This is a genomic window from Pseudoalteromonas aurantia (genome assembly GCF_005886875.1).
GTDB lineage: Bacteria > Pseudomonadota > Gammaproteobacteria > Enterobacterales > Alteromonadaceae > Pseudoalteromonas > Pseudoalteromonas aurantia_A.
Genome location: NZ_PNBY01000062.1, coordinates 58,831 through 85,495 on the forward strand (window position 1 = coordinate 58,831; position 26,665 = coordinate 85,495).

Below are 26,665 nucleotides of genomic sequence, written 5' to 3' on the forward strand. Positions count from 1 at the left end.
CATAAGCTGAATGAACTGAGTTAGTCTAAACCACAAAGGTCATCAACAACTCTGACCCCATTGAATGCATTGAATGAAGTTTCTTTAGTGTTGTTTCATCAGCAGGTTGTACAGTATTTTGCTTTTTAGGTAAGTCTGGAGACGAAATCCCTCGACCGACCACTTTTGAAAGCTCATTTTTACTCAGTTTCCTCATGCTTTAAAATTCCTTTTTGCACTCTTGTGATTGTTCGCGTGGCAGATCTGGAGAACGAGAGTCGCCCCCATGAACTAGTTTTAACTGGTGTTTATCTAATATTTTCATAATTCAATTCCCTCGATTTGGTTTTTATCGTGTAAGTTAATAAGCGATCACACAAAGCCAGCAAAATATAGAGTACAGCTTAAATGACGTATTGCTGCCTAGAACGCATTAAACCCATGTAATGAACTTAGCAATATCATCATATCAGTCACACCCATAGATCTTAAGCCAAGTAACCTACTAATGAGCACTTAAAAAATTCAGTCTCAATAGTAGGTTAGATATTGCTTTTGGTTAAAAAACCATATAACTATTGTGAGAATAAACTATCAGATAGTTTTTTGAATTCATAGCCCATGGCATTGAGTTTACCATTTGGCATGAACTCAAATATAGCGCCAAACCCACGGCCATACCCTTGTACTTGAAAGTGTGAGTTAGATAAGACTTTTAGAGGCCTACGAAAAGCTCGGTTTGAGGGTGAAACGTACAATAGTTGTTCATCATTTTGATACTCGATAAATATATCATTGAAATCCAATTGATCACCCTGCAGTTGATAAAAGCCAAGCCGTTGTTCAATCTCTGGAGTCAATATGGTTTTGTGTATTTTAGTATAGACAGGCGGTGTGATCTGCCCAAATACATAGACTCTAAAACCTGATTCATCATCAAAAATTTCTATCTCAAGAGGTAGAGGCCCGACAGATTTAAATCGACGAGCATTAATACGACTCAGTAACAAAGTCATGTTTGGGTTAAGCGTTAATTCTAGTTCATCGTTATCAATAATATCCAACTGCAATACATCATTACTTATGTATTGACCACTGCTGAGAGTTAAATTCATGCTGTGATCTATATTTTTATTATCTGATATTTGAGAACCATTTTCTAACTTTGGTACTGTCAATTCATGCGCCAAATCTTGTACAATATTATGCACCACTTCAGCACCTTCTCTTGAATTGGTTGACACAAAGATCCCTAAATTTTGTGAAGGAATAAGGAGCATCTCACTTTCGAATCCCTGAAAGCTACCATTATGAGAGACACCTTCATGGCCATTTATGTTGTTTTTATAAAATCCGAGCCCAGTTGAAAAAGTCTGATCATATTTGCTCATTTCATACTGTTTTTTACCGATCCCTTGAATAAGCTCTTTACTCACAATGGCATGTGAGTTGTATATCCAGCTATCTAAGATGGCCTGCATATAATTTGACATGTCCGCAGTCGAAGAAATAATACCACCAGCTGGTATCAATGCAGTATTATATAATTGCTCTAACTGCCCCATTGAGTAGCTTTGAGATAGTTGAGGTAAGTTTACATTATTGGGCAAGTGGCTTAGCGAATTAAGCATGTTGAGTGGCACGAAGAATTCACTTGTTAAAAATTCATCCCAAGGCTTACCTGTCACTCTTGATACAATAAGCCCAGCAAGAGAATAAGCTGCATTGTTATAAGCATGAACGGTGTTACGGTCCCATACCAAGAAGTCTTTGCTCATATGGGTGGGTAACTGCTCTAATGCTTGTATGGCGTTGCGCACAGGTTCATCTCCTGCATACCATGCTGAAGAAATCCCACTTTGATGAACCAATAAATCTATTATTTGAATTTCATCGCTGATGTGGGTAAGTGTCTTTGGGGCGTAATCTGGTAGATACTTATAAATACTGTCTGTAAGTTTCAATTGGTCTCGTTCAACCAACTTTAATAAAGATAATGTCACAAACGTTTTAGAAATTGATGCGATCCTAAATTGTGTATGTTCATTAAATGAACTGTTTGTATGTATATTAGATACACCAAAACCTTTTGTGATTAAAGGGGTATTATCTTTCACAACAGCCACTGATAACCCTGGAAGGTTGTGGTTAATTCTAATCTCTTCTATTTCATCAATAATGTTGTTAATTTTACTTGCAGAAAAAGCATGGGTATAGCCCGATACTGAAAGTATTAAAGCCATGGTAAAGTAAATTAAGTGCATATGTTTAAACTCCTATTACCAAATATGCATATCAAGTTAAAATAAGTGTACTTTTAAAATGGCAAACTGTATTCGATTGTATTAATTAATATTTTATCTTTCAGATACATTGCCACTTTATAATTAAAGTCGGTATGTGATAGACCAAGTAATACATGGATTGGCCATCAGTTATTCGACGTTGTACGCTGTACACAATTTAGGCTCAAATTCAAATGATAAGTGCGACACACAGAAATAGTGGGGAAGAGAAAGTCGATTGCTGGAAGTGGCATGCTCTGTTCGCCAAAAGCATAAACAGTATGAAAAAGATGAAGTAAACCATAATATATCTATTATGAACCTAGTTTTAAATCGACATTAAACTCAATAAAGAGTCCTAACTAGCTGAATTGCAAAAGTAACCCCCATTCAAACATGAATAAACCAAACCTCTGATCTATCTCGAAATAACCTGCTTAAAAGATAGGTGTACTCTTATGGCGATTACATGTAAAAGACAAGTTAGTTTAATTGATACCAAATACTACGATTTTATAGCTCGCTGTGTTCGCCGTGCCTTTTTATGTGGTAAAGGCACCTTTATAAGTCAAGGCTATGAATACCACAGAGAATGGGATGAAGATAAATTATTCGCCCTTGCTAAAGTATTTTGCATTGATGCAAAAAGTAACGTGTTTACTGCCAGTTACTAAAGTGTGCGAGTAAAAACTCAATGGCGAGCTTTGCTCTGAGTGGTTGGAATTGCTTGTTTTGATAAACAATCCAGCTTGTTGCACCTGTCACCCAATAATCTTGTAATATGGGGACTAGTTTGTTTTTGTTTATAGAGTCGATAAAGGTACTTGCGGGTAAGTAAGCGATACCTAACCCTTTTTCACAGGCTGATAAAGCCACGTTGGCGTTGTTACTGCGCCAATGACTTTTTACTTTGACCCCCTGTGTTGCACCGTCGATGTTAAAATTCCAATGATCTGTATTGGTTAACACACAACGATGTGATTTTAGTTGGTTTGGGTGATTAGGGGTGCCATGTTTTTCTAGGTAATCGGGGCTTGCAACGGCCATCATTGAACGACTAACAAGCTTTCTTGCGATTAAATTTGAGTCGGTTAGTTCGCCGTACCGAATGGCAAAATCAACACCGTCTTCCACAAAATTGACCATGCGGCTGTTGAAATCAATGTCAATATTGAGTGTCGGGTGTTGTTTGGCGAACGTCATCAACGCAGGTGCAATGTACTGTTCGGCAAATGCGCCCGCTGCGCTTACGCGTAACGTACCACTTAAATTAAACTGCTGTTGATTAAGGCGTTCGTTAGCTTGGTGCAACCCCGTGATCAGTTGCTTACATTGTTGATAATAAAACGCGCCATTTTCGGTTAAATTGATTTGCCGTGTGGTTCTTGCAAGCAAAATACAGCCGGTTCGTTCTTCTAAGCGCGCGACTTGGCGACTTATATGGCTTGTACTGCAATTGAGTACGCGCGCAGCCGATGAAAAGCCACCGCTTTCTGCGACGGCAACAAACTCAAATATCCCTTCAAAACTGTCCATTAGCACCTTCGCTTTATTGTATTATTGCTATATAGCAAAAGTATTTCACTGTTTGTGTGGGTTATCAAATATTCTGGGAAGATATAATCTAGTTATTGTCTTAGTTTCTTATTCAAAGAGGACAGGTTTCATGAAAAAAGTATTAATACCGGTAACAAACCACACCACATTAGGTAACACTGACCAAGTAAATGGCACCTATTCACCTGAACTAACACATGTAGTTAATGTGTTTAAAGAGCAGGGAGTTGATTTTGATATTGCGTCGATCAAAGGGGGGAAAGCACCCATTTACGGCACAGATATCGAAGGGGACGAAGTGAATAATCAGGTGCTTGCAGACGAAGACTTTCAGACGATGATTAATAACACACTGCCTATCTCACAAGTTGATATCAGCGAATATGATGCAATATTTTACCCTGGCGGCTTTGGCTTATTGTCAGACTTGGCAACCAATGAAACGGTTGCGGCACTTGCAGCTAAACATTATGAGCAAGGTGGATTATTAGCTGCTGTATGTCATGGGCCTGCTGCACTACTGCCAATTAACTTGAGTACAGGAGAGCCTTTGCTCAGCGCTAAATCGGTTACTGCATTTACCCGTGAGGAAGAAATCGACTTTGGCACAATCAATGATATTCCATTTTTACTAGAAGAAGCGCTTTCAAGAAAAGCGGCGCGCTTTAGCAAAGTACAGCCATGGAACGAGCTTGTCATTGAAGACGACCGCGTGATTACCGGCCAAAACCCAGCGAGTGCGCATGCTGTGGGTGTGGCATTAGTTAAGCAACTGCAAGGCTAAGCATATGTCGAATTTACCAATTAAAGTTCATCACTTAAATCAATCACGCTCGACGAGGGTGATTTGGTTACTTGAAGAACTTAATATGCCTTATGAAATTGTGCATCATGAACGTGATGCACAAACGCGTTTGGCGCCAAAAAGCCTAAACAAAGTACACCCACTCAGCAAAGCCCCCGTTATTGAGCATAACGGTATGTTGATCTCAGAATCTGGGGCAATCGTTGAGTATATTCTTGATCAAAGTATCGATAATTCATTGCGACCAGAGGCCGGGACAGCAGAGTATTACCGTTACTTGGAGTGGTTGCACTTCGCTGAGGGCTCGTTAGCGTTACCTGTTATTACGCGTATGTTGATGGGAATGGAAGAGCGAGATGGACAAAAACCACTAGATGGTTACATCGCAAAAGAGCTGAATCTTGACTTGTCATACATAGATGTAACGTTAAACTCACAGCGCTATTTTGCTGGCGAGCAGTTTAGTGCAGCGGACATTATGATGGCAATTTCCTTAGAAATTGCGACTCAGATCGGCCTTGTAAATGACCGGCCAAATATCAGTCGGTTTTTGGCTAATATGCAAGGCAGAGCCGCGTATCAAAAGGCGAGAGAGTTTGGTTAACGCCAACCACTAGCAAACAATAACAAGGCAGGCGTTTCCTGCCTTTTGTTATTATTGGCAAATAAAGAGTGTCTGAGTTGTTGATTTTTATGCATTTATGTTTGATTGCTATACTGATATAAATATAAACGAGTGGACTCGTTTTAGTGATGGCACGTTCACCTCGATTGAACTTTCCCAATATCTCTCAGCATATTGTGCAACGTGGCAACACTAGGCTAATTACGTTTGTTGAACCTGATGATTATAAGAGTATGTGGTTAAAACGCATGCGTCTGTACTAGTGACTCTTCATGTTTATTTATTGGTTACACCCACGACATCAAAAAGACACAAACACATGCTCATCCATACATTGAAAATGAAAAGAATATCTATCGCAAATTAACGATTTTAATTGAATTATTGAGGTGACTGATGAGATGGACGTTCCCAAATTTGCGTCAAGATGATAGTTACAAACTCTGAAAATCAAGAAAAATTGATCCTCATTAAATTTGAATAAACCAAAATTAATGAGGCCTAGTCTAGTACGTACACGGTTCGCTTTGATTAATTGCTTCGTTTGAACATTTTGTTGCCATCATTTTTATAAAAAATTTGCGATCACAACAAGTTAATGTAATAAAAGGTTGTCTTAAAGAGGTTATAGATAATAACAAGGAGCAGTAATGATAAATAAAAAAGCAGTTGTCAAAGCAGGATTACTACTTACCGCTATTGCCACTCAAGGGTCTGTGCAAGCGGACGACAAGCTACAAACAATCTTAACAAACTTACAGCCGAGTTTATTTGCATCGAATACAGTATCAACTAATCAGTTTGAATATGGTTCTAGCTTATCGCCAGATGGCAAAAAGTTTGCTTTTGTTAGGGCGTTGGCTCGATTTGAACACAGTGCCATCGTGATTTCACATAAATTGGGAGACACTTGGCAGACGCCAAAATTACTGCCATTTAGTGGCGAATTTCACGATACTAACCCTTATTTTTCTAAAGACAGTAATATATTTTATTTTACCTCTCGAAGGCCTGTTGAAGGGGCGGGTACAGGCGGCTTCAAAATGTGGCAAGTAAGCTTTAATGGTGATCAATTTGGTAAACCCAAACTTGTGCCCGGAAAAATAAATGGTGGTCACAATGTTATTTATCCAACCGTTCATACCAATAAAGATATTTATTTTTCTTCTGTTATCGAAGGCGCAAAGGGGGGGATGGACCTATTTGTATCTAAGTATCACCCTGATGGATATGGCGCGCCAATAGAAATTACCGAGCTTAATACCACCAAAAGTGATGCGGATCCCGAACTGTCAACAGATGGTAAGCTCATGTTTTACACCTCGACTAGAGCGGGGGGGTTAGGGCATTACGATCTACATGTTTCGGTTAAACAAAAAGATGGTAAATGGGGAGAGCCGATAAATTTAGGTGAAAAGATTAATTCGCGCGCGATGGACTCAGATCCAATTCTATCTGCTGACGGTAATACCTTGTTTTTCTCCAGTGATAAAAACCCTGAAGTGAAGGCCGTTAAAGACTATCAAGCGTTGCTACAGCGACAAAAAAGTATTCATAATGGCTTAATGAATATCTATCGTGTTGATATCACAGAGCTAAATAAGTACCTTCGCAGCAAAATTTAAATAAGAAGCCGACTGAGCAACCGCATTAGCCGGCTAAACGATTTATGTCGTCAAGTAGAGAATTAATGAAGTTAAGTCCTGCATTGTGCTTAAATTAAGCAGGCTAATTTAACTGTTTTTTTGATTTTTTTGTTGCTAACAAATATGTCAGAGCACTTAACTTGTTTTATCTCAAAGTATCTAGCTCTGGCCTTAGCGGTCATTTCCTTCAATGGAATGAGGTACTTTTTTTAGTGTCATTAACGTGGTTTCCTTAAGTCATTGTGCAAATACCAAATACCAAATACCAAATACCAAATACCAAATAACTGTGCTAGGTAACTTCTCGCTTCATGTTACTATCTTCAGTATGCTATGAATAAAGCTCAAGGCAATATTAAGCCTAGTTCGATTCAGCTTTATAATGACTCCTCTTTAAGCTACTTGTTTTATGGACCCAATAAAAAATATTAACGACTTGAGTGAAAAGGCATTAGATCATCGTGCTCCAGACTACTACCATAGCCACAACACACGCTTTGGTAATTTTTGGTGTAGTGGAAAAACAATCGCTCAACAGACTCATTTTGAAACGCAGCTCCCTGCTGGGATACACATTGGGGCTGGTATTGCGTCGATGACCACAATGAGCCCCTCTTCTGGGCATCAAAACTTTGATGGTGCACTCGCCAGTTATTTTATCCAGCCTGAAGGCTTTGAAGAACAGAGCACAACGACATTAAAAATAGGGCGAACCATTTCATCTGGGCTATTTTTACCTTGGCACCAATGTGACAATGTACCCGAGGAGGTTTCTTTATTATCAGAAAAATTTGATGATATGCCAGGCTTTAGAGGATCAAATAATATTGCCATTTCAGTTGTTGAAAAACTTTGTGCACCTATCGGATCGCATTATCAAGGAGATGCGCTTAAACTCATCGCTGAGGCACGTGTTTTTGAGTTATTAGCATCAGTGATGATCGCTTTTACTGTCCCCTTAGCTGTGTTCACCCCAAAAACTAAACTGGCTTACATGGCAAGAGACTACATTGAGGCTAACTTAATGGAACCGATGACCTTAAAGACCATCGCCAAGGAAGTTGGCAGTAACGTGCGTTCGCTCACTCAAGCATTCCGTCAGCACTTCAACATGTCGATTAATCAATACATGACGCACCGACGATTAGAAAAAGCCCTAAACTTACTAGAGCAAGGCCTGAGTGTTTCTCAAACTGCCTACCTTGTAGGATACAGCTTGCCGTATTTTAGTGAAAAGTTTCAACAACGTTTTGGGGTGACCGCAAGCAGCGTAAGTAAAAAACTGAGCCTTCCAAGCTAACAAAAATAACTCAGTCTGGTTGTTATAAAAGGTCTGTAAAGTCATAGACGCTGACTTCTTGCCCACTTACTGAAATAAAACGCCCGATTTCTGAAACGGGTACTCTTGTAACACTTATCCCCTTCACGAATAATTCTTATTTTTATTTGAGAGGTAGAGTTATGTATTCGTGGTTACCCAAAGTAAGCCTTTTATTGGTCACTAGCTTAGTGCCTTTAGCGGTATTTTCCGCTGATGACATTAAAGGCAATAAAAAAAATGATGAGACCGATTTTGAAAAAATCATTGTTGTTGGTTCAAAAATGAACCAAGCGGTGCAAGAAGCACCAGTGTCAGTGACGGTATTTGATCGAACAATGATAGATAAAGCAGGCATGATGACGTTACGCGATATAGATGATTACGCGCCAAATGTTTCCATTAGCCAAATAGGTCAAGTAGGTGGTAGTTATATTTCAATAAGGGGCATAGAATCAAACCCCTTTATCGTCAATCGAACAGCTGTTTATGTTGATGGGATACCCTATCGTGATCCTGATATGTTGCGCTTACACAATGTCAATCAAATAGAAATATTACGCGGCCCTCAGGGAACTTTATATGGCTCTAATGCCAATGCCGGTATCATTGTTATTTCAACCAAAACCCCTTATCAAGAATTAGAGTCATCATTCGGTCTATCTGTTAATAGTTTCGAACATGGGCAATCTTATACGGTAAATGGCAGCGTATCAGGGGGGGTAACCGAAGATTTAACCGCGATTGTTAATGTTGAATTTGAACAAGGTGATAGTTATGTCAGAAATATTTCTAGCTCAATTAATGAAGAAGGAGAGATAAACAATATTGCCGTAAGTAGTAGGTTTAGATACCACCCTAGTGATAATAGCCAACTAGATTTTATCGTTTTTTATAACAAGCTTGATGCGCCGGGTTTGTATGAACAAGAATTCCCGGCTGTTGATGTTGACCTATATAATCAAACCTATGGCGCCACTTTTAATGGTGGTCAATTAATTGGTGATTTTGAATTCGCCAATGAAGCGCAGAAAAATACCACCGAAGAGGAGTGGGGGGGCGCTGTTGCTCTGCAACACGACTTTGATGAATTAACATTTAACCTCACTGCGAGCTATCGCAATGAAGACGAATTAAGCTATGGTACCGACTTTGATTTAACCGCTATGCCTGTTTCATCGGGCGGCACGCAAAGAGATAACCGCTATTGGAATGTTGAAGCTCGCCTTTCTAAACTGGAGCAATCAGGGGTGAATTGGTTAATCGGTACAGCTTTATCCAAAGAAAAAAAGAGTCGCCAGCTATACAGTTTAATTGGGGCAGGAGGTTTTGATGACTATGCTAAAGCATCACTACAACATCTTGAACCTCAAAGCTGGGCGTTATTTGCACAGTCCATCTGGCCAATCACTGACAACTTAAACCTAACAACGGGCCTGAGGTACGAACATTCAAAGCATAAAATTACGCAAGAAGCGGGGGTTTTAGATATGGGGGAAATTGGCCAATTTACCTTCCCAGGGCTCAGTAGAGAGGCAACAAGTGATGCTTGGGTGCCGAAAATTGCTTTAGATTACACCTTTGATAACGATGTAATGCTGTACACCTCGGCTTCAAAGGGCTTTTTACCTGGGGGGTATAACTTAGTTGCCGCCGACAAGGGACCTGAAATAGCCAATAGATATGGTAACTATGACGATGAAGAGCTATGGTCGTATGAATTAGGCGCCAAGAGTGAGATTTTTAATGGTAAGGCGTTTATTTCAGCTGCGTTATTTTATATCGAGGCCGCTTCTTGGCAAGAATATAGTGTACTCACTGACGGTGAAGGTCGAATCATATCGACCGTACTGGTGAGCTCAGATGCTGCAATTGAAAGTACAGGCTTTGAAATAGAGCTTAATGCCCAGGTAACTGAAAAGCTGAACATTATTGCTGGACTTGGTTATGTTGACGCAAGCTACAGTCAGTACCAATTTTCAGCAACTGAGGATTTCTCAGGTAATGACGTTAAAATGGTGCCTGAATATGACATCAGTCTAAGTGCAAGTTATGACTTAAGTGATCATTGGTATGCAAGGGTCGATATGCAAGCCCTAGGTGAGACGCCTTTACACCAAGACAATAGCGTAACACGAGAAGAGCAACTTATCTTGGGGCTCTCAGCGGGTTATCAGGCCGAGCATTGGTCAGTGCGTCTATACGCCAAAAACTTAACAAACGAGCGCTATGCGTCAGGACTCGCATACAAAAACTTCTTATTGGGTGATGACGGTAACGATTACGCACCTTTAGCCAACCCAAGAGTTATAGGTGTCGATTTTGACTGGCAATTTTAACAAGTGAATACCTGTCATTCACTAAATAACAGGGGGGAATGCCAATTAAAAAGGCATCCTCTAAATTAACGGATTAGTTTAATTTTTGAGTGGCTGTTCTGTTAGATAGGGCATGACGATCGAAATCATCTCTAATGATGCTTAAGGTCGTTTACTATTAGCTGATGCAGTGCGTTTCACACAAGATGAATTCAAGCCTCGTATACTGGTGAACATTGCGACTCTAACGGGCTCTGCTGCACGAGCGCTAAACGATGAATATGCTGCTATGATCACGCGAGACTGGTCACTTGCGCAAAATATGATGTCAATTGGCGAAAAAAGTGGTGAAGCAGTATGAACATTACCGCTAAACCCTAACTACTTTAAGCGAATTAAATCTGATATTGCTGATATCAAAAACTCAGGTGCCGGCAACCCTGGCGGCAGTATTGGTGTCGCAGTGGTTGGTACCTTTGTTGGTGAAAATTTACCATGGGTTCATTTAGTCATTGTAGCTGTAGATTGGCTAAACTCAGCCATCCCTGTAGCACCTAAAGGTTCAAAGGGCTGGGGCATACTTACCTTAGAACAATTAGTCAGAAGGCAAATTAACTGATTAAATTACGAATATTAAAAAATTAAAAGGCCTTTCAATTTGCAAAGGTCTTTTTTATATATTTTAACTAGATGAGCTGTTTTCTAACTTGTATTAACCATTTCTCTTCCCTTCATCACCGCCTCCTGCTTTTACCTAATACTGTTAAGTTAATTTTGATGTTTGTAGCGGATGATATTCTCATTGGGTTTGTTATTAGTCTGTTTTTTGTTCTTTAATGTTTGATTTGGGTTTTTTATTTGTGTACAAATGTAAATTAAAATTTAATGTTGGGTGCTATTTATGAGTGAATATAACTTTTCAGATAAACAACAGCTCGAATCCTTAAGGCAATTAATCGTTAAACGAATAGAAGATGGTGCCCTATCAAGTAGGTTGATTGAAGCTGGGGCTTTTTTAACAGTTCGCAGTATTAGTAATTATAAAAAAGAAGGGTATTTGGCGGATAAAGCGCCTCTAAATTCAGGCACTGCGTATAATTTATTAAATTTATTAAATTATCTGAAAATTAATACAGAGGAAGCGCTTGAGTTTCATAGTCAAAGACTCAAGCAAGAAAAAGTCGAGTCTAAACAGGAGGAAAAAATTCAAAGGAGTACGATCAATAATAATCATGGTAATTTCGAAGGCAATGCATTTCTTATTCAAGGTGTTGGTGATGTTACTCTTCATATTGGATCCAAGGAATAATAGCAGAAATTAGATAGATTAGAGGATGGGCATGAGTTTTAGATTTACAGGAGTTTCTGATAGTACTGAAAAGGACAATTTAGACTCTAAAATTAGGCAGCATTTAGCCAATGGGGATGAATTTCTAGACTTATCTCAGCTGAATCAATTTGAAGAGAATAATCTTCAAGATAGTACTTTTGAAGAGAGTGTGTTCCAGGGGAATCGTGACGTTCAAATTAACAACTACTTTGCGGATAAGCGCTTAACGAACACAAAATTAGAGCCTTTGGCGCCTAGAGCATTTCCTATATCGTGTTTATCTCCTCAATTATTGACGCAATCAGACCTCAGTCAAGCAGCGCAATTTTTAGAAAAACACCACTGGCTTATTTTAGAAAAGAATAATGACAATAAGTACTTTATCTCAGATGTTATTACAGGCGTTTTGAGCAACACCAATAAAGAGTCCTATTTTGTTAGGCAAGGTGCAACCTCTATAAGGGAGTATTTAGATAAGCGATTTCCTTTTGAGCAATCCCAGACAAAGAGTGTCATTCGACAGTCTTTGTCTGATCTAGACGAATTAGAGCAGTTTGTTGAAGCGCGAGAGAATTTGACTGCGTTATCGCAAGCGCTTCAAGACAACCAGACTGCGGTGATTTTTGTATTAGATAGTGAAGGTGACGGAAAAAAGGCGCATCAAATAAGTAATTATTTAAATATGGGGTCTATATTTTCAGGCGGGTACATTAACCCACGTATTGAAGTTGGCGACAATCACGAAAAGGTTTTATCTGAAAATTGGCTACACAACACGCTTAAGTTAATGGCATGTTGGTTTACCAATATTCCTATCACTGTCTTTGAGCAAACAATTACTCTTGTATTTGAAGCTAAGATGAACAGTGCTCGCCCTGAAGGCTATTGGGTCAGTTTTACTCAAGATGAATTGGAAACTGATTTTGAATTATGGAAGCGACAACCCGATCTTATTTTTCAAGCTGCTGAACTTGAAATTTCTCATCCGTCAGAGCAGTTTCAAGGGAGTGTACAATTAAGGTCAACAGATAAAATTAGTGCGTGCCGAGCTGCTTTTTTACAACATTGCCCGTTTTTATTAAAAGAAGTAGCAGGCATCATTGAAGGAGTTGTTTTTGACCAGCCCTTAGATAAAGATATTGATAAAAGAAGCGAGTTATTTGGTGACTTGGCTTATTTGTATAGTAAGTTATCGAGTGTAGGTATTATAGATATTAATGCGGTTTACCTGCGAGAAAAGTTCGATCAAAGTCGAGTATTGAGTGGCACTGAATCAAAGTTTGCACACTTTATTGAGTGGATTCAGGCGTTGAAAAAGTATGCGCATTTCTCTGAAAGCATTCAAAATTTTATTTATGAGATTCATAAAGATGCGATGCAAAAAGAGCAGGAGCTGCTCGATAACCCTAGTTTTTCAATTTATATCAAAAACTGGGTTCCTTTTTTAGTTAACGACGTATCTAGTAAATTGAAAGTAACCTGGTCTGACTATAAAAATAGACTTTATGGTGTATTTAACGTGTTGGCATTGGGAGTTGGGTTTAAAAATACCGCAACATTGGTATACCTTGAGAGTATGCTAGCAAAAAGCCTAACTGCCACTGATAAGGCTCAAACAAGTCCAGGGGTTGTCATTATTCGCCATTACTACAGTGGTTACCTTTCTTCAAATCCAGACAATTTACTTCAGGTTATTGAAAAATTGTTCTCGCAAGACGACGAGTACTTTGGATGTACCACTTTTATTACGCGGCTATTTGTATTGAGCTTGTGTTATAGAATTGAGGATCCCAAAGAGTGTGTTAAAGACAAAGCACAGTCATATTTTATCGACGTGCTTATGCGTGCTCACCACCTCGATAAGCTTTGTTTGCTTCTTACAAAGCACAAACAATACAGAGGAAAAAACATCCAATTAATTTTTAATGCCTTAGTGCTGATCAGATATCGCATCGACTCTACATTCATGACGATAGATGGAGCGATTAATGGGGAGGCTGAAGTATTAATCACACAATTAAAAGAAAAATCTGAATTCATAATGGCGAATTTAGCAGCGACATGTGACAAGCAAGAGTATCGCTTGCTCAAAGCGAATTTAAAGCTGCTTTGTGAGCAAGCTTTAAATGAATACCGTAGCTGTGGCAGAGATAAAGCATTGCGTGCGCTATTAAAAGGGCGCCATAAAATTTGTAAAGAGTTGACCAAGCAGTTTAAAAATAAAAGAGAGCTTACCCATGGATGAAAATATTTCGAATTTAAGTGATTTAATCCGAAAAGTTGAGTCGAATTACCATAACCCCAGAGTGCATGGTCAGGGCTTCATAGTTACTTGGCATAACAAAAAAAACGAAGTCGTCAATGAAGGGGCAATTTTGAGTGATTTTTTTAACAAAAAATATTATGAGTATTTCTTTGTTAAATCGCATACAAAGCCCGTGGTAATTAAAAAATTGCCTTTTTCGTGGCATGAGGGTGCCAGTGAAATAGCCCTTGATTTTTATGCGACTTTTCAGCTTCGGGTAAGTGATGAAGTCGAGGCAAAACAGCTTGTAGAAATATTAAGTATGTCTGGCATACCTGAGCGCGGATTATTGAATCTAATAGATAAACATCTTCATATCTGTATGTCTAATTTATATGCGAAATGTACTTCTATGGGTGAGGCTAATTTATTAGATGAATTTTATCAGCAAGCATTACAGCGTGGGGAAAGCAGTAGATTAAACCAAGCCGTGACAGAGCAAATGACGATAGAGCTCAAGGGAATGGACTTCAACATTGGCTTTACGTTAAGAAATGCTCCCGAGCGATATGCTGATTTTAATTATCAAACACAAATCCAAGAAACCGGTTTGGAAGTGTCATCTGAGTGTCAATTGATGCTCAATAATTATCAGGCTTATAGAAAGTCAGAAATTAAAGACATTGATGGCGTTATTCAGCATATGAAAGAGGGAATTGATAGAGCAATTCGCCAGCATATTTTAGGTAAATCTGAAATGGATTTACTGAGCAATTTTAAAACGGCGACTAGTCAGTCGGTGTCTATTTCGGATCAAGTTAAGCAAAGCGTACAAGCGCAAGCCAATGCAATAGGCTATGAATTAAATTCTTTCCATACTCTCCCCAATATTGCCCCTTTACGTTTATTAAACGGTTTAATGCTGACTTTTGATAAGGATGATGGCGCTTTTAAAACTGGTATGTTCGGCAGCCGTGTAAGGTTAAATATTCGACTCGAAATTAAGGCGCAGGAAGGACAGTTTGAAAAATACCGTCATTTGTTTGCTAGCGCTGAGAACGACAACCAAATTGATTTACTTGGTATTACTCAAGCTCAAATTTTAGATCGCATTAAAATCTTGGTACATGATATTTGTAAAGAGGTAATGCTGAACGATCAGTTTAATCATTATGAAGCTCTGAGCCAATTTGAAAAAGTTGTCAGACCAACACTCACGCAAGAAATAACCACCCGATTGGAGGAACAGCATGGACTAAAAGCAGATGTAAAATCTTTAATGGCTGTTGAGTCTGAAGATGCAATGCGATTAGAAGAATTAAGAGGGCAGAAAGTCCAGATTAATTTCAAACGCTTCTTTAATACTGAACAAGGGGGGGCGGAATATACATTCAATAGCGCATTTGAGGTACTGGGGCTAGTTAAGCAGACGACGGATAGCTGGGAAACATTTGAAAAATGGGACTTTGGCTATTGTATAGATTCACCAGAGCGACAGACTAAAGCGATGTTTAAAAGTGAGTCTGATGTGGTTTGTAAAAAGCGCGCAATAGAAAGTGAATTACATGATATTCACGAAGAAATAGTCCGTTTGTTAAATGCTTCGCCATTACTCATCCCTTCAATAGATCTTTGGGTAAATAAACGAGAATTTAACTCAAAATTGCAAGCTGAATTATTGAATGAAGTGACCACCGCGCTTAAAAGCAGTCGAGGGATGGACATATTTATTGAGCGACTTGAAATTAAAGATGAGGATCTCATCAAAGCACAATTAGGTTCTCGTGAACGCAAACTTGAGTCGATTGCAAAAACAGAGCAAATCAACATCGATCACATGCTTGATGGCTTAGAGCAACAGCATGGGTATAAAAAGACGCTAGCAGATGAAATTGTTGCAAAGCAAAAAGACTTTTTGGTAGAGCTGGACGATTTTGATGACTTAGAAGAAAGTCAAGCGCTTATCCGCAAAGAGTATCCAGATACTCGTTTTGCACAAACTAGCTTGATGGACATGCTCCCAAACTCTCAAAAAGTTCAAACCAATGCATTAGAAGAGTTAACTGACGTGCTGTCGCCTAGCAAAGAGGCATTAGAGGACAAAGGAAATGAATAAACAGAAACAATTAATAGGCGCTGTAATGTTAGTGTCTGTGTTATCTGGGTGTGCTATCACAGATTCAACACAAACCCGTGCAGAAAGTGCCGCAACAGGTGCAATGATAGGTGGCGCCATTGGTTTGGTATTGGGAGATAATAAACAATCTGCGCTTTTAGGTGCAGCGGTTGGTGCATTAATAGGTGATCTTTATGGCAGAAGCGTTGTTAAGAAAAAACAAGATTATGCCAACACTGAAGCTTATATGTTAGACGTCCTCAAAGATGCGGAGCAAAAGCTTTTAGCTGCAAAAGATGAACGTGTTCTAATTGAACAAAGTATTGCTCAACATGAAGCGCAATTGGAAGCACTTCGAGCTGAGCGTGCCGAGGTCCATAGTGACACTAAAGGCTTGGAAGAAAGCCAGCAGTCAATCTCAACCTCTCTATCAAAATCAAATAAATTACTCGCCATTTTAAAAGATGAGATTGCTTATCAAAAAGACGTGCTTGAACAGGAAAAAGCGGCGATTTCTGTTCAGTTGGTATCGCAAAGTGAGACTGTGATGACAAAACTAGAAGCAGAAAAAAAAGCATTAGAGAAGTTACACCTGCAATTAGCATCGCTAGATAGACGGAAATTATATTAATGTATAATTTTCGTTTATTGCTGATGTGCGCTGTGGTGTATTTATCGGGGTGCAAAACAACAGGAGACCCAACGAAAGGTGGACTGTTCGGGTGGGATGAAGAGAAAGCAAAACAACGTCAAGCTGCCTTAGAGCGCAGAGCCATAAATATCAATGAGCAAATGCGCGCGCTTGAAACTGAAAATGCGTCTCGCAACCATACTAACAAGGCGTTGCAAGTCACGCTTACTGATCAAAAAAAGCAGTTAGAAGAATTACTTACAGCCCGTGATCAATTAATTGATAAGGTAGCGCTTCTTGTAAAAAGCGATGATGCCAATCAAGCAAAAATTACGCAGTTACAGACTTTGCATCCATGGCTCAATACCAGCAGGGAAGAAGTATTAAGAGAATTTCGCAAGGCTAAACAAGAGCATCATCGTACTCAGCTACTTGATAAACTTGAACTTGAAATGACAAAGTTGGTTAAAGAAATAGATATGTTGGATTGAGGGTAGAATGAATTTAAGACCACAAGAGAAAACATATTTCTGTGCAAATATCGCGCATTGTGATGATGCCCGTAAGCATAAATTGATTACAAAATCAGGCTCTGCACATTGTTCACTGTGTGGAGAAGCTTTACAGTTTGCAAGGTGGAAAACGCATTGGCATAAAATAGGTATGTATGTTGGTACTTTGACATTGGCTGCAGTTGCAAGTTTTCCGATTGCTTTCCCTACAATACATCACCATGTGCAGTTTAAGTCTGCTAAAACAGAAGTATATGAAGAAGACGCCATTGTTGAAATTATTGTGCAAAGAACACAGTTTTTTGAACAAACGCAAAGTATTCAATTTAACACTCGAGCTGGTACTGCAATAGCCGGCCAAGACTATACGGTATTGTCAAAATCTGTGTTTTTTCAAAAAGGGCAGCGTGAGCAGATCATTAGAGTCTCAATTACGCCAGATTCGGATGTGTATGAGCGCAATGAAACTTTTTATGTGAGTTTAGAGAACGTCGCTGCGCAACCTGAGCATCTAGTGGTAATAAAAGAGGCTGGAGTTAATAAAGATTTATTAGAAAAAGGGCACTTATTGGTAAGTAGCTTGTCATCTTTAGCCGCAGATTTAGCAAATGATTTAAAGCAGCTTGAGTTATTAAGTGAATATTTATCAGGTCAGAATGAGCCAAACCCTGTGTTAGTAAATAAGTTTAATGACACCAGTGATAATATTCAAAGGGCGAGGGAAAAATATTTGTTTTTATTTAAAGATGCAGAAGAGTTAGACCCAAATGTCATAGAAAATGCGTTAAATTCACAGTTAGAGATATTAAAAAAAGGTGAGTTTAAAACGCAATACGCCGCGACGCGCGTTATGAAAACTCAGCTTTTAGAGTATTTAAGCTCACGCATTACCAATACACCCCAGTGGCTAGATGCTTTACGCCAAGTTACAGATGAAGATCAAGGCTCGACGATTCCAACCAATGCCATTTAATTTTTTACCTTAGTACACAAGCCACATAGAGTGGCTTGCTGTTCTCCAAACTAGTCGACATGTTTCACTTATTTAAATAAATATAATTGCCTCAAAGGCTGTGTTTATATGCTTGCTTTATGGTGCTTTTAAGCATGTAACCATGTGCTTAAACACATATTCAACACCTTCGTCAAGATTGATTTCCACTCTTTTCCTGTTTGCTTCCTATGAGAAAATTTTGTTTCAATGTTATGATTTTTATATTGTTTTTTCTTCCTTTCTGCGACCTTCGTAAATTGAGGATTTAGCCGTAATCTTAATGGTGTCAGCACAGAGCAGCGCGATTGTAGCGGTGGTTCTTAGCTGATTGACACTTGGTGATTTCTGGCTGCAGACAGATTTTGCCTCTCACAAAAAATTTAAATGAGAGGATTTAATATGCCTTATAAAATTGAAGCATGTACAAATAAAAATATTGATCTTGCTGTCGATGTCGTTAAGCGAAATTATGATACGAGTTTTCCTGCCGTTAAAGTATCGAGGGAGATTATAGATAAGAAGAATATTGAATTATTCTTAATTACAGACATGAAGAGTCATCGTGCTTTACCTGTATCGACATTTGGGCTATGTGAGACTTATCAAAATGAAGAAATATGGCAAGAAGTAAAAGCCAATATCATTAAGCCTTTTATAGCTGGAAAAGACGTTGTCGTTGGTCAATTTAGTATTTGTGAAAAAGACGATAATTTAATGAAAATTATGTTTGGCTTGATCTTAGACAGAGCACAGCAAAAAGGCTATGAACGATTGTTTTTTATCTTAAAGAAAAATGATAAATTTTACAGGAAGTTATTTAATGCTGTAACAATTAAGGGCAATTGTAATTTTGATATAGGATCAAAAGAAAAGATCACGGCTTTAGTTGTTGACTTAAACCAGATCCACAATAAAGGGTTTGAGTTTTTAAATAGAAGACAGTTTTTAAGATATAGCAACAGCGAAAAAATTAAGTACAAGGATATTATGATGAGATCTCATTGGGATAAATATAGCAGTGCGTTTGACGCTATTATGGCGCCGCCACAAGTCGAACTATATTCCGCTATTTCACAGAGTGTTAAAGGCGAGGTACTCGATGGTGGATGCGGGAATGCAAATTTAGCCGCTTTTCTAAAGCAAGATGTGTCCTTATATCATGGCGTTGACTCTGCACAAGAAATGATAGTAAAAGCGCGAGAGAATATACTCCAGCTTGAACAAGCAAGCTCGTATTCGGTTTATCATTCTCAGTTTGAAGAGTTTGTCAGTGAAGTAAAATATGATGTAGTCACTTTCGTGAATAGCTTTTATGCTGTCAGTGATCCTTCTTTGGTCTTTAAGCATAGTGCCAACCTATTAAAGTCAGGGGGCAAAATTATCATTGCCAACCCTAATGAAAAAATGACCAAAGAACATATGCAATATATGATAGGGTTATATGAAGCTAAGTTTAGAGGTCACCCTGCTGCAGAGGACTTTAAACGGATGAACTTACAATTTGTAGAAAGTTACTATGCTAACTTTTATACTATGCAGCAACTTAAAAATGGTTTAACAACAGCCGGCTTTACCATTACACATACAGATAATACTCACTATCATGGTGCGGTTAATTTGATTATTGCAACTAAGTAAGGAAACACGTATGCACTATCAACTTTTGGTCGATTTACTTAACTCTAAAAATAAAGCTGAGTATAGTCATTATTTTTATAATGCAATTTCGCACCTTGGGTTTGATAGTGCTGTCTATGGCTTTTTACCAAGCCATGACTTTGTAAAGCATGTTAATCAGCTGCCTATTATTATTCCAACTGAAGGTGCGCCGTTAGAGTATCTACAACACTATCAAGAGAAAGAGTTATTTAGACCTGAATTTGATGTTTTTGTGGCAAAAATTTTGAGTGGTCATACATCACCAATAAATTGGTGGAAAGACATTGATTCTTTAAACCCTACCCCGACTCAAGTTGCAACGTTACAACATGCAAAAGATAAATTCGGATTGGTAAATGGGTTTGTTATCCCCTTGATGTGCGACCAAAGAGGGTATGCATGTACAACTTTGTATAGTAATTTCGAAGATGACGAGTTTAATCAATTAGTCGACAAGCAATCAGAACAAATCACACTTTTTTGTAGCGCATTACACAGCAAAATTTTCTCGGATCCCAATTTAGTTGCTGAGCTTTATGATAACTATATTCAAATGAATGATACTGAGCGTACCGTTATGCGTTATTTGGTGTCAGGAAAGCCAATGAAGCAAATAGAAGATCATACTGGAATCAGTTATCGTTATGCATCTAAAGTGGTCGACAAGTTTCGTAAAAAACATGGAAACGTGCCCAAAGATAAGCTTTTATACTCACTTGGGCACTATTTTAGCTAAGTAACCTAGTTAATCGGTCGTTTTATTTGAAATAATGGGGGATGGGCGCTTGAATTTTGTTCGCTTTGTCGCTTCTTTTTTGTTCACACTTATTGTTGGTATTTGTGATTGATTAATATTGATTCGAGCGACGCCAGCAATAACATCTAGTCCATCGTCACTGGTGACTAAAGGGTAGTCATTTGGACCAAGAGATAACAAAGACACACGGTTAAATACCAAGGTATCAACTTGATGCATTACTTGGTGGGTATTATCTTCATTTTTAGAAAAGTAAGTATTGCCGCCATATACATCTTTACCTATGTTTCTCATATACGCCCCCATTTTTTCTAAAAAAGCATTTTCAAGAGCAATACCTTCACTTCGATAATAGCCTTCATGTTCACCTACAAATACAATTCTGCCCCCCTCAGCCGCAAATTGTTTTAACTGAGAGATTTCGGTGTCGGTATAAGGAATTTGAGGGATCCATAATATGATGGTTTTAATAAGAGGGTCGGAAAGATCCCAGCTGTCTTGATTGTATGCTGTAATAACCTCAAATCCAAGGTTTTCCCATACTCGGTATAAACCAGTTAATGAAGTACATTGAGTGCTACACCTAGAATTATGTGCGCGGTCAAATAATATTTTAGTACCTTTTGAGCGGGCGCCTTGGCCTGTAAAGTTGACTAAATTCTCAGCAAACTGTGTGTTATCTCCTAATGTAATTCTTGTATTGTCTAATATATTGACATCGTTAAATACAATTAAGTCGCTACCAGCCAAAGGCGCCACACCTTTGTCGAAGGTAAATCCTACTATGGTATTTGCAGTATTCCCATTTGTGTCTGTGGCATAAACGATAATGCTATTTTCGCCTTCAATAAATTGCTCAGCTGCTTGGGTTAGTTGAAATGTGCCAGCAGACAGAGCAAAGCTGATATCTACTTTTTCAGCGCCATTTACAGAAAGCGCAAGGGACTGTATATCCGCCTGTTCAGTTTGGACATCGCCTGAGATTAGAATATTACTGCTTAGAATAGCCCCTGGTGAAGGAGAAGTTAAAGTGAGTGTTGGTGGTACCGTAATCTCAAGGCTTGCTTTAGGTAAAGCCATAAGCCTGTAAGCATCAAGCGCACTGGTGTCACCGGTTAACGCGCTATCTAAGATACAGGCATCTAAACGTGCTTTTTGAGTAACATATTGCTCGCATAATAACTTAATGCGCTGGTACTCTATTTGTCCTATTTGAGCCATCAGCCTTGCGGGCGTCATGAGTGTTCTGGGATAGTTAAGGTCTACAAAGCTTTCAAGGGTTTCATCGTTGAAATAATCAAACAAGGTATTTTCACCATTAACTCGCCAGCTATTTCCATACGAGTCATAGAGTTCATTAAAGTTAGATTTATCCTCAAGAGGAGTTCCTTGTGCATCGACTAAATCATTGTCGACATTGCCATCAAAGTGCCCTAAAAGTCCATGCATAGTGCCAGAGCGCTGATTATTTAAAGTGATGTTCAGATCTATAAACTTGGCCCGTTTAATTACTTGCATCATGGAGCCATCTTGCCATTGAAGCGTGTATTCACGGGTATTATGTTTTTGGACTATCGCTTGATTGGGCAGTGCCAATTTTTTTTGTTCCAGCGTTATTAACTCACCATCTTTAAGCACTGCAAGGCCTGTATCTGATGGATAAAACGTCAGTCGAGTATCTTCAATATTTACTGCAACAGCGCCCGTGAATGACACGCTGTTTCTTCCTTCTAAAGCAATATATCTTGCTTGGACTTCAAAATTATCTACATCAGATTTAGTTAATATATATTCACCGACACCATGAAAACCATATTGCACACCATCGAATGTTCTTAAGTGCGGGTCGCCCATTACACTGGCTGATTTTTTACTGTTCCCATGGCCATCTTCAACTTGGTCATCATCATTATTATCGCCTGCGAATAAAGTTAAATATAATGTTTTTGTATCATCCTTTTTAACGTCAAAGATAACCTTATCAGCTTGATACCCTGTACTTTTAGCGATAATGGTATACTTACCGGCCTCTAAATTATTCGCGGCAAAGAGTCCTTTTTCATCACTATTAAGTGAGAAAGACCTGTCAGTGATTGTATTTTTTAATGACAGTGCTGCGCCATTTATAGGTTGGCCTTCAGTGTTTGTTATCTGGCCTTCTAAATGGCCATAGCTTGGTTCAAAAGGACATTCATCACTGGTCCAAATCGGTTTACTGGTATTATAAAGGTTGATTGTTTTTTGCTTGTCTTGCTCTTCCACGGCGAGTAAAAAACCTAAAAAACCATAATCTAAATTAGCGTCTACATCGAGGCCTAAATTCATTTGAGCATGGCACTTGGGTTTTGCCGTTTGATCGTTTAATTCACTATTAACGATGAAGTCTGCGTAAGGTCCCATTGCAACACCGACTCCAGGTCCATCAAGCTTAACTTTGCCCAATACAGGCAATTTTGTTGATATCTCATAAGCAGATATAACAACCCCTAATTCAGCATTAATTTTAGCTGTAGCGGTAGCGGCTAAATCATAAATAGGGCCAATGCCAGAGAGCGACGGGGATATCTCGTTAATATTTTTTATTTGTTCGTTAGCGTACTCAAAGCCTGCTTGATAATTCCCATAAGCATTCAAGCCGACTTTTAAATAAGCTTTGCTCTCACTGGCAGCCTGAGCAACCAATTTAGGCTGAAGGTTTAAGTTTAAAAGTAAAGGAATTGGACCCACTAAAACTTTTAGGTTTTTATTAATTAAGGATTTAAAAAGCTTTTCTCGGGTGAGGGAGCTTTGGCTTTCATAATCTACTTTAAGGTATGATTTTGTTTGATAATCTGTTTTTGCAATGGTAGAAAATCTTTTTACTTTTCCCTCAATAATAGAGAAATCTATATTTATCTCGACACTTGAATCCATTTTTAATTCAACAACCGAGGTAACTTCTTCACTGAATTTATGCTGTAACGTTCTTTCAAATTGAAGCTTTGCAGGCTCAAAAGATGCTTTTTGAGATTGGGAGTGGTCTACACGTTTTGATTTAACTACTGAGTTTGTGTTGGTATTGCTGACATTTAGGGTAATTTTTACATCTGCGTTTGGAAAAGCTTTATTAAGAGGCGCCGGCTGAGTAATTATATTGCTATTTTCTACGGCCAATACTTCTCTCATAAACCCTTGTTTACCATCAGCTGTGATGCCGACAATGACATCACCAATTTGAATATCACTCAGTTCTCCAGATTCAATATGTAAAGACCCTTTTTTAGGTATTAAGTTTAATTGAGCTTGTTGATCAAAAACATGGGTTAGGTAACCATGATCGAGGCGATTAGCCGGTGTCAGTGTATTTGAATCTGCTGCAATAGCCACAATGTCGATATTTTCTAGCGCAATGGTATCTTGTTCTTCTGTATATTCAACAAATGTCGGGGCTGCGGTGATGGGAAGCTCAAGCTCTTTAGTGTGCGTAAAACCAGTGTTATCTGTTGCGACAATTATGAATTTTATTTCATCAGCAGCAAAATCATAAGGTACAGTGATAATTGCTTTATTTTGTGACTCATCTTGAGTTTGGATACTCACAGGATTTTCCGTTTTCCATACAATCGAAGCAATGTTAAATGTACTTACTAGCTCTAATTCTAGTTGGCTCCAAGTTCCCTTAGCCAGAGGAGGCTCTTTAGCGAGTTGTATATCTATACTGTTGAGATTACTAACTTTTATACTGACTTGATCTGTTGATTTAATGTTGTTGCTATCAGTCACTTCCAGTTCAAATGTGAGGATATCATTGGCATCTACATCAGGTGCTAAAAAGCTAGCGGTTTGACTATTTGCATTTATAATTTCGACACTTGGTCCTGAAATTTGACGCCATTTAAAACGAGTCGAAGTACTATTATCGCTTTGAACTTGACCTAATAATGAAACCATAGTTAGTTCATTAATTTCTTGATCGTGCCCAGCATTTACAATTGGTGCGGCACTTCCTTGGTTGCTTTTAGGGGGATCGTTATCATTTGAACCACAGGCTGAGACTAAACATATTAGTAACAGTAAATAGATATACTTTAATTTTTTAAAAATACTTGTCGCCATAATTATCCTTGATACCTTTATGCTAAAGAAAATTTAATCTTTATGATGCCGAGTCATAATTACGGAGGTAAGGGTAGAAATTTCGACCCTATTCAACAGGGTTATTTTGATTAAAAATCGCTGTGTCTAATTCAGTACAAATGGGATTGTCTCAATGGAACACAACATTAAAATTTATACCACAATTACGAAATATAAATATGTCAATTTAGCTTGGACACTGTTATTTGCTGTTATGCTGTTGCAACTAGTTGGATGTAATGCAATGCATACTGCAGTTAAAAAGCGTGACTTACGTGTACAAACAAAAATGAGTGACTCAGTTTTTCTAGACCCTGTTAGTCAAGAGAAGCGAACAGTGTTTCTACAACTGAGAAATACGTCTGATAAACAAGGTTTAGTGATTGAAACAGAGATAAAAACGGCATTATCAGCAAAGGGCTATGAGATTGTTCATGATCCGGATAATGCGCACTTTTGGATTCAAGCAAATATTTTAAAAGCTGGCATTACAACGGCTGATGAGAATAAAGGTATTCTTTCCCAGGGCTATGGAGGTGCATTAGCCGGTGCGGTGGTTGGCGCACAATTTGGGAGTGGCAACGGACAAGGTGCAGCGACATTATTAGGCGCAGCAGCAGGTTTTGTAGCTGATTCATTAATTGAAGATGTTTATTTTAATATAGTCACCGATTTACAAGTATCAGAACGTGCCAAGTCTGGTGTAAAGATTCAAGAAAATAATCAAGCAAAGCTTAAGCAGGGTAATTCAGGTTACAAATCTGTTACTTCGAATGAAATTACAGATCGTAAGAAATACCAAACTAGAATTGTGTCTACAGCCAACAAAGTAAATTTAAAGTTTGCAGAGGCTGAACCACAATTAATTAGGGGATTAGTGAACTCGATTTCAGGCTTGCTGTAAGCAAAAGAAGGGTAAATTAGGTTTATGTGGCTAAGCCGCACATATAAATTGTTACCACCAGCGGCTTACTTATTATTTTGATGTAATCTAACTCGTTATACGATTAATGGATATTAAGAAGGCCATTTGACTATGCGCTATGAGGCGTTTAACGAATCATAACAGGCAATGTACCACTACATATAAAGTATTTTTTAATTGCTGTCTGTTCGTATGCGGTGATGAGTAATTACACTCACTTTGTACTGTACGCAGATGATCAAAAGCGAATAAATTTAGTGGTGATTCGTTGGCATAAATTGTTTAAGAGAGCGCTTCATGCGCAAAATTTTTTGGCTGTTGTGGAGCAGGATAAAAGTCAGCAGGTTTTTTAGAGAGAGCAATAAAAGAGTTCAGGAAGCGCTTGTCTGATACTAGTTGGTTTATGCGGGTTTTAAACGGATATATTGCGCGAAAAGCGAATGAAGAAGACAACTGTAAAGGCCGTTTTTGGCAAGGCCGTTTTAAGTCTCCGGCTCTGTTCGACGAAGCTGCATTAGCTACGTGTATGGCGTATATAGACTTAAACCCAATTCGCGCCAAGATGGCAAAAACCTCAAAAACCTCAAAAACCTCAAAAACCTCAGACCATACCAGCATAAAAAACGCATTGAATTAGCAAAAGGGGGTAAACAACCTAAAGTATCTCCAGAATAAGCCTTTATATATCAGAGAGCTAGAAATATTAAAAAATTTGAGAAATGAGGGAACATTCATGGTGTTTTGTGATCTTATGAATCGCCAAAAACAACAGACCTAACCACCATGAATGCGTTTACTATTTTGCACAATATGCTCCACGCTGTCACCCCTGACTCAATCCACAAAG

The 26,665-nt window shown here is 38.5% G+C and carries 18 protein-coding genes and 3 pseudogenes; 17 read left to right on the forward strand and 4 right to left on the reverse strand.

All coding sequences use genetic code 11. From position 1 onward, the window contains the following. Positions 1 to 25: 25 nt before the first annotated feature. Positions 26 to 196 (reverse strand): hypothetical protein, encoded by a 171-nt coding sequence (locus CWC18_RS21055; RefSeq protein WP_171041107.1) that lies wholly within the window; start codon positions 194 to 196, stop codon positions 26 to 28. A 358-nt stretch (positions 197 to 554) separates the two neighbouring features. Then, positions 555 to 2,243: a serine hydrolase domain-containing protein gene (locus tag CWC18_RS13245; protein WP_138589821.1), complete on the reverse strand. Its 1,689-nt coding sequence runs from the start codon at positions 2,241 to 2,243 to the stop codon at positions 555 to 557. A 479-nt stretch (positions 2,244 to 2,722) separates the two neighbouring features. Between CWC18_RS13245 and CWC18_RS13250 the strand changes: the two are divergent. Next, a pseudogene (locus CWC18_RS13250) lies at positions 2,723 to 2,905 on the forward strand (transposase); the annotation flags it as partial. A gap of 16 nt (positions 2,906 to 2,921) precedes the next feature. On the opposite strand, the gene CWC18_RS13255 reads toward CWC18_RS13250, so the two are convergent. Then, positions 2,922 to 3,800, reverse strand: coding sequence for a LysR family transcriptional regulator (locus tag CWC18_RS13255; RefSeq protein WP_138589819.1), 879 nt, complete (start codon positions 3,798 to 3,800; stop codon positions 2,922 to 2,924). A 130-nt stretch (positions 3,801 to 3,930) separates the two neighbouring features. Here CWC18_RS13255 and CWC18_RS13260 point away from each other — a divergent pair, with 130 nt between their 5' ends. The 14 genes and pseudogenes from CWC18_RS13260 (at position 3,931) to CWC18_RS13325 (ending at position 20,756) form a co-directional block, all read left to right on the forward strand. Next, positions 3,931 to 4,605, forward strand: coding sequence for a type 1 glutamine amidotransferase domain-containing protein (locus CWC18_RS13260; RefSeq protein ID WP_138589818.1), 675 nt, complete (start codon positions 3,931 to 3,933; stop codon positions 4,603 to 4,605). Between the two features lie 4 nt (positions 4,606 to 4,609). Continuing rightward, positions 4,610 to 5,230, forward strand: a complete 621-nt coding sequence (locus CWC18_RS13265; protein WP_138589817.1) for a glutathione S-transferase family protein — start codon at positions 4,610 to 4,612, stop codon at positions 5,228 to 5,230. A 671-nt stretch (positions 5,231 to 5,901) separates the two neighbouring features. Further along, positions 5,902 to 6,876, forward strand: a complete 975-nt coding sequence (locus CWC18_RS13270; RefSeq protein WP_138675424.1) for a PD40 domain-containing protein — start codon at positions 5,902 to 5,904, stop codon at positions 6,874 to 6,876. Between the two features lie 430 nt (positions 6,877 to 7,306). Next, positions 7,307 to 8,197 (forward strand): helix-turn-helix transcriptional regulator, encoded by an 891-nt coding sequence (locus CWC18_RS13275; protein ID WP_138675425.1) that lies wholly within the window; start codon positions 7,307 to 7,309, stop codon positions 8,195 to 8,197. A 161-nt stretch (positions 8,198 to 8,358) separates the two neighbouring features. Further along, entirely contained in the window at positions 8,359 to 10,554 is a 2,196-nt protein-coding gene (locus CWC18_RS13280; RefSeq protein WP_138675426.1) for a TonB-dependent receptor, read from the forward strand. A gap of 157 nt (positions 10,555 to 10,711) precedes the next feature. Beyond that, positions 10,712 to 11,152: pseudogene (locus tag CWC18_RS13285) on the forward strand (leucyl aminopeptidase family protein); the annotation flags it as partial. A gap of 282 nt (positions 11,153 to 11,434) precedes the next feature. Continuing rightward, complete coding sequence (locus CWC18_RS13290) at positions 11,435 to 11,842, forward strand: hypothetical protein (RefSeq protein WP_138675427.1); 408 nt, start codon at positions 11,435 to 11,437, stop codon at positions 11,840 to 11,842. 31 nt (positions 11,843 to 11,873) lie between these two features. After that, positions 11,874 to 14,108: a hypothetical protein gene (locus CWC18_RS13295; RefSeq protein ID WP_138675428.1), complete on the forward strand. Its 2,235-nt coding sequence runs from the start codon at positions 11,874 to 11,876 to the stop codon at positions 14,106 to 14,108. Next, on the forward strand, positions 14,101 to 16,224 hold the full coding sequence (locus CWC18_RS13300) for a hypothetical protein (RefSeq protein ID WP_138675429.1): 2,124 nt from the start codon (positions 14,101 to 14,103) through the stop codon (positions 16,222 to 16,224). The genes CWC18_RS13295 and CWC18_RS13300 overlap by 8 nt, the downstream gene beginning before the upstream one ends. After that, the gene (locus CWC18_RS13305) at positions 16,217 to 16,855 is read left to right on the forward strand and encodes a glycine zipper family protein (RefSeq protein ID WP_138675430.1); all 639 of its coding nucleotides are present in this window, start codon (positions 16,217 to 16,219) and stop codon (positions 16,853 to 16,855) included. The genes CWC18_RS13300 and CWC18_RS13305 overlap by 8 nt, the downstream gene beginning before the upstream one ends. Continuing rightward, complete coding sequence (locus CWC18_RS13310; RefSeq protein ID WP_138675431.1) at positions 16,855 to 17,346, forward strand: hypothetical protein; 492 nt, start codon at positions 16,855 to 16,857, stop codon at positions 17,344 to 17,346. The genes CWC18_RS13305 and CWC18_RS13310 overlap by 1 nt, the downstream gene beginning before the upstream one ends. Before the next feature lie 7 nt (positions 17,347 to 17,353). Continuing rightward, a complete protein-coding gene (locus tag CWC18_RS13315) occupies positions 17,354 to 18,340 on the forward strand; it encodes a Calx-beta domain-containing protein (RefSeq protein ID WP_138675432.1) in 987 nt (328 codons plus the stop codon). Positions 18,341 to 18,760: 420 nt separating this feature from the next. Beyond that, positions 18,761 to 19,999: a class I SAM-dependent methyltransferase gene (locus CWC18_RS13320; protein ID WP_171041108.1), complete on the forward strand. Its 1,239-nt coding sequence runs from the start codon at positions 18,761 to 18,763 to the stop codon at positions 19,997 to 19,999. A 10-nt stretch (positions 20,000 to 20,009) separates the two neighbouring features. After that, on the forward strand, positions 20,010 to 20,756 hold the full coding sequence (locus CWC18_RS13325) for an autoinducer binding domain-containing protein (protein ID WP_138675434.1): 747 nt from the start codon (positions 20,010 to 20,012) through the stop codon (positions 20,754 to 20,756). Positions 20,757 to 20,765: 9 nt separating this feature from the next. On the opposite strand, the gene CWC18_RS13330 is transcribed toward CWC18_RS13325, so the two are convergent. Further along, positions 20,766 to 24,872: a VWD domain-containing protein gene (locus CWC18_RS13330; RefSeq protein ID WP_138675435.1), complete on the reverse strand. Its 4,107-nt coding sequence runs from the start codon at positions 24,870 to 24,872 to the stop codon at positions 20,766 to 20,768. 154 nt (positions 24,873 to 25,026) lie between these two features. Between CWC18_RS13330 and CWC18_RS13335 the strand changes: the two genes are divergently transcribed. Both CWC18_RS13335 and CWC18_RS21530 read left to right on the forward strand, forming a co-directional pair. Continuing rightward, complete coding sequence (locus CWC18_RS13335) at positions 25,027 to 25,797, forward strand: complement resistance protein TraT (protein WP_138675436.1); 771 nt, start codon at positions 25,027 to 25,029, stop codon at positions 25,795 to 25,797. Between the two features lie 221 nt (positions 25,798 to 26,018). Then, positions 26,019 to 26,478 (forward strand): annotated as a pseudogene (locus tag CWC18_RS21530) (transposase); the annotation flags it as partial. Positions 26,479 to 26,665 lie beyond the last annotated feature (187 nt).

Bases quoted from the DNA above. Each gene is read 5' to 3' on its own strand.
- CWC18_RS21055 (WP_171041107.1), bottom strand. From the start codon at position 196: ATGAGGAAACTGAGTAAAAATGAGCTTTCAAAAGTGGTCGGTCGAGGG.
- CWC18_RS13245 (WP_138589821.1), bottom strand. From the start codon at position 2,243: ATGCACTTAATTTACTTTACCATGGCTTTAATACTTTCAGTATCGGGC.
- CWC18_RS13255 (WP_138589819.1), bottom strand. From the start codon at position 3,800: ATGGACAGTTTTGAAGGGATATTTGAGTTTGTTGCCGTCGCAGAAAGC.
- CWC18_RS13260 (WP_138589818.1), top strand. From the start codon at position 3,931: ATGAAAAAAGTATTAATACCGGTAACAAACCACACCACATTAGGTAAC.
- CWC18_RS13265 (WP_138589817.1), top strand. From the start codon at position 4,610: ATGTCGAATTTACCAATTAAAGTTCATCACTTAAATCAATCACGCTCG.
- CWC18_RS13270 (WP_138675424.1), top strand. From the start codon at position 5,902: ATGATAAATAAAAAAGCAGTTGTCAAAGCAGGATTACTACTTACCGCT.
- CWC18_RS13275 (WP_138675425.1), top strand. From the start codon at position 7,307: ATGGACCCAATAAAAAATATTAACGACTTGAGTGAAAAGGCATTAGAT.
- CWC18_RS13280 (WP_138675426.1), top strand. From the start codon at position 8,359: ATGTATTCGTGGTTACCCAAAGTAAGCCTTTTATTGGTCACTAGCTTA.
- CWC18_RS13290 (WP_138675427.1), top strand. From the start codon at position 11,435: ATGAGTGAATATAACTTTTCAGATAAACAACAGCTCGAATCCTTAAGG.
- CWC18_RS13295 (WP_138675428.1), top strand. From the start codon at position 11,874: ATGAGTTTTAGATTTACAGGAGTTTCTGATAGTACTGAAAAGGACAAT.
- CWC18_RS13300 (WP_138675429.1), top strand. From the start codon at position 14,101: ATGGATGAAAATATTTCGAATTTAAGTGATTTAATCCGAAAAGTTGAG.
- CWC18_RS13305 (WP_138675430.1), top strand. From the start codon at position 16,217: ATGAATAAACAGAAACAATTAATAGGCGCTGTAATGTTAGTGTCTGTG.
- CWC18_RS13310 (WP_138675431.1), top strand. From the start codon at position 16,855: ATGTATAATTTTCGTTTATTGCTGATGTGCGCTGTGGTGTATTTATCG.
- CWC18_RS13315 (WP_138675432.1), top strand. From the start codon at position 17,354: ATGAATTTAAGACCACAAGAGAAAACATATTTCTGTGCAAATATCGCG.
- CWC18_RS13320 (WP_171041108.1), top strand. From the start codon at position 18,761: ATGCCTTATAAAATTGAAGCATGTACAAATAAAAATATTGATCTTGCT.
- CWC18_RS13325 (WP_138675434.1), top strand. From the start codon at position 20,010: ATGCACTATCAACTTTTGGTCGATTTACTTAACTCTAAAAATAAAGCT.
- CWC18_RS13330 (WP_138675435.1), bottom strand. From the start codon at position 24,872: ATGGCGACAAGTATTTTTAAAAAATTAAAGTATATCTATTTACTGTTA.
- CWC18_RS13335 (WP_138675436.1), top strand. From the start codon at position 25,027: ATGGAACACAACATTAAAATTTATACCACAATTACGAAATATAAATAT.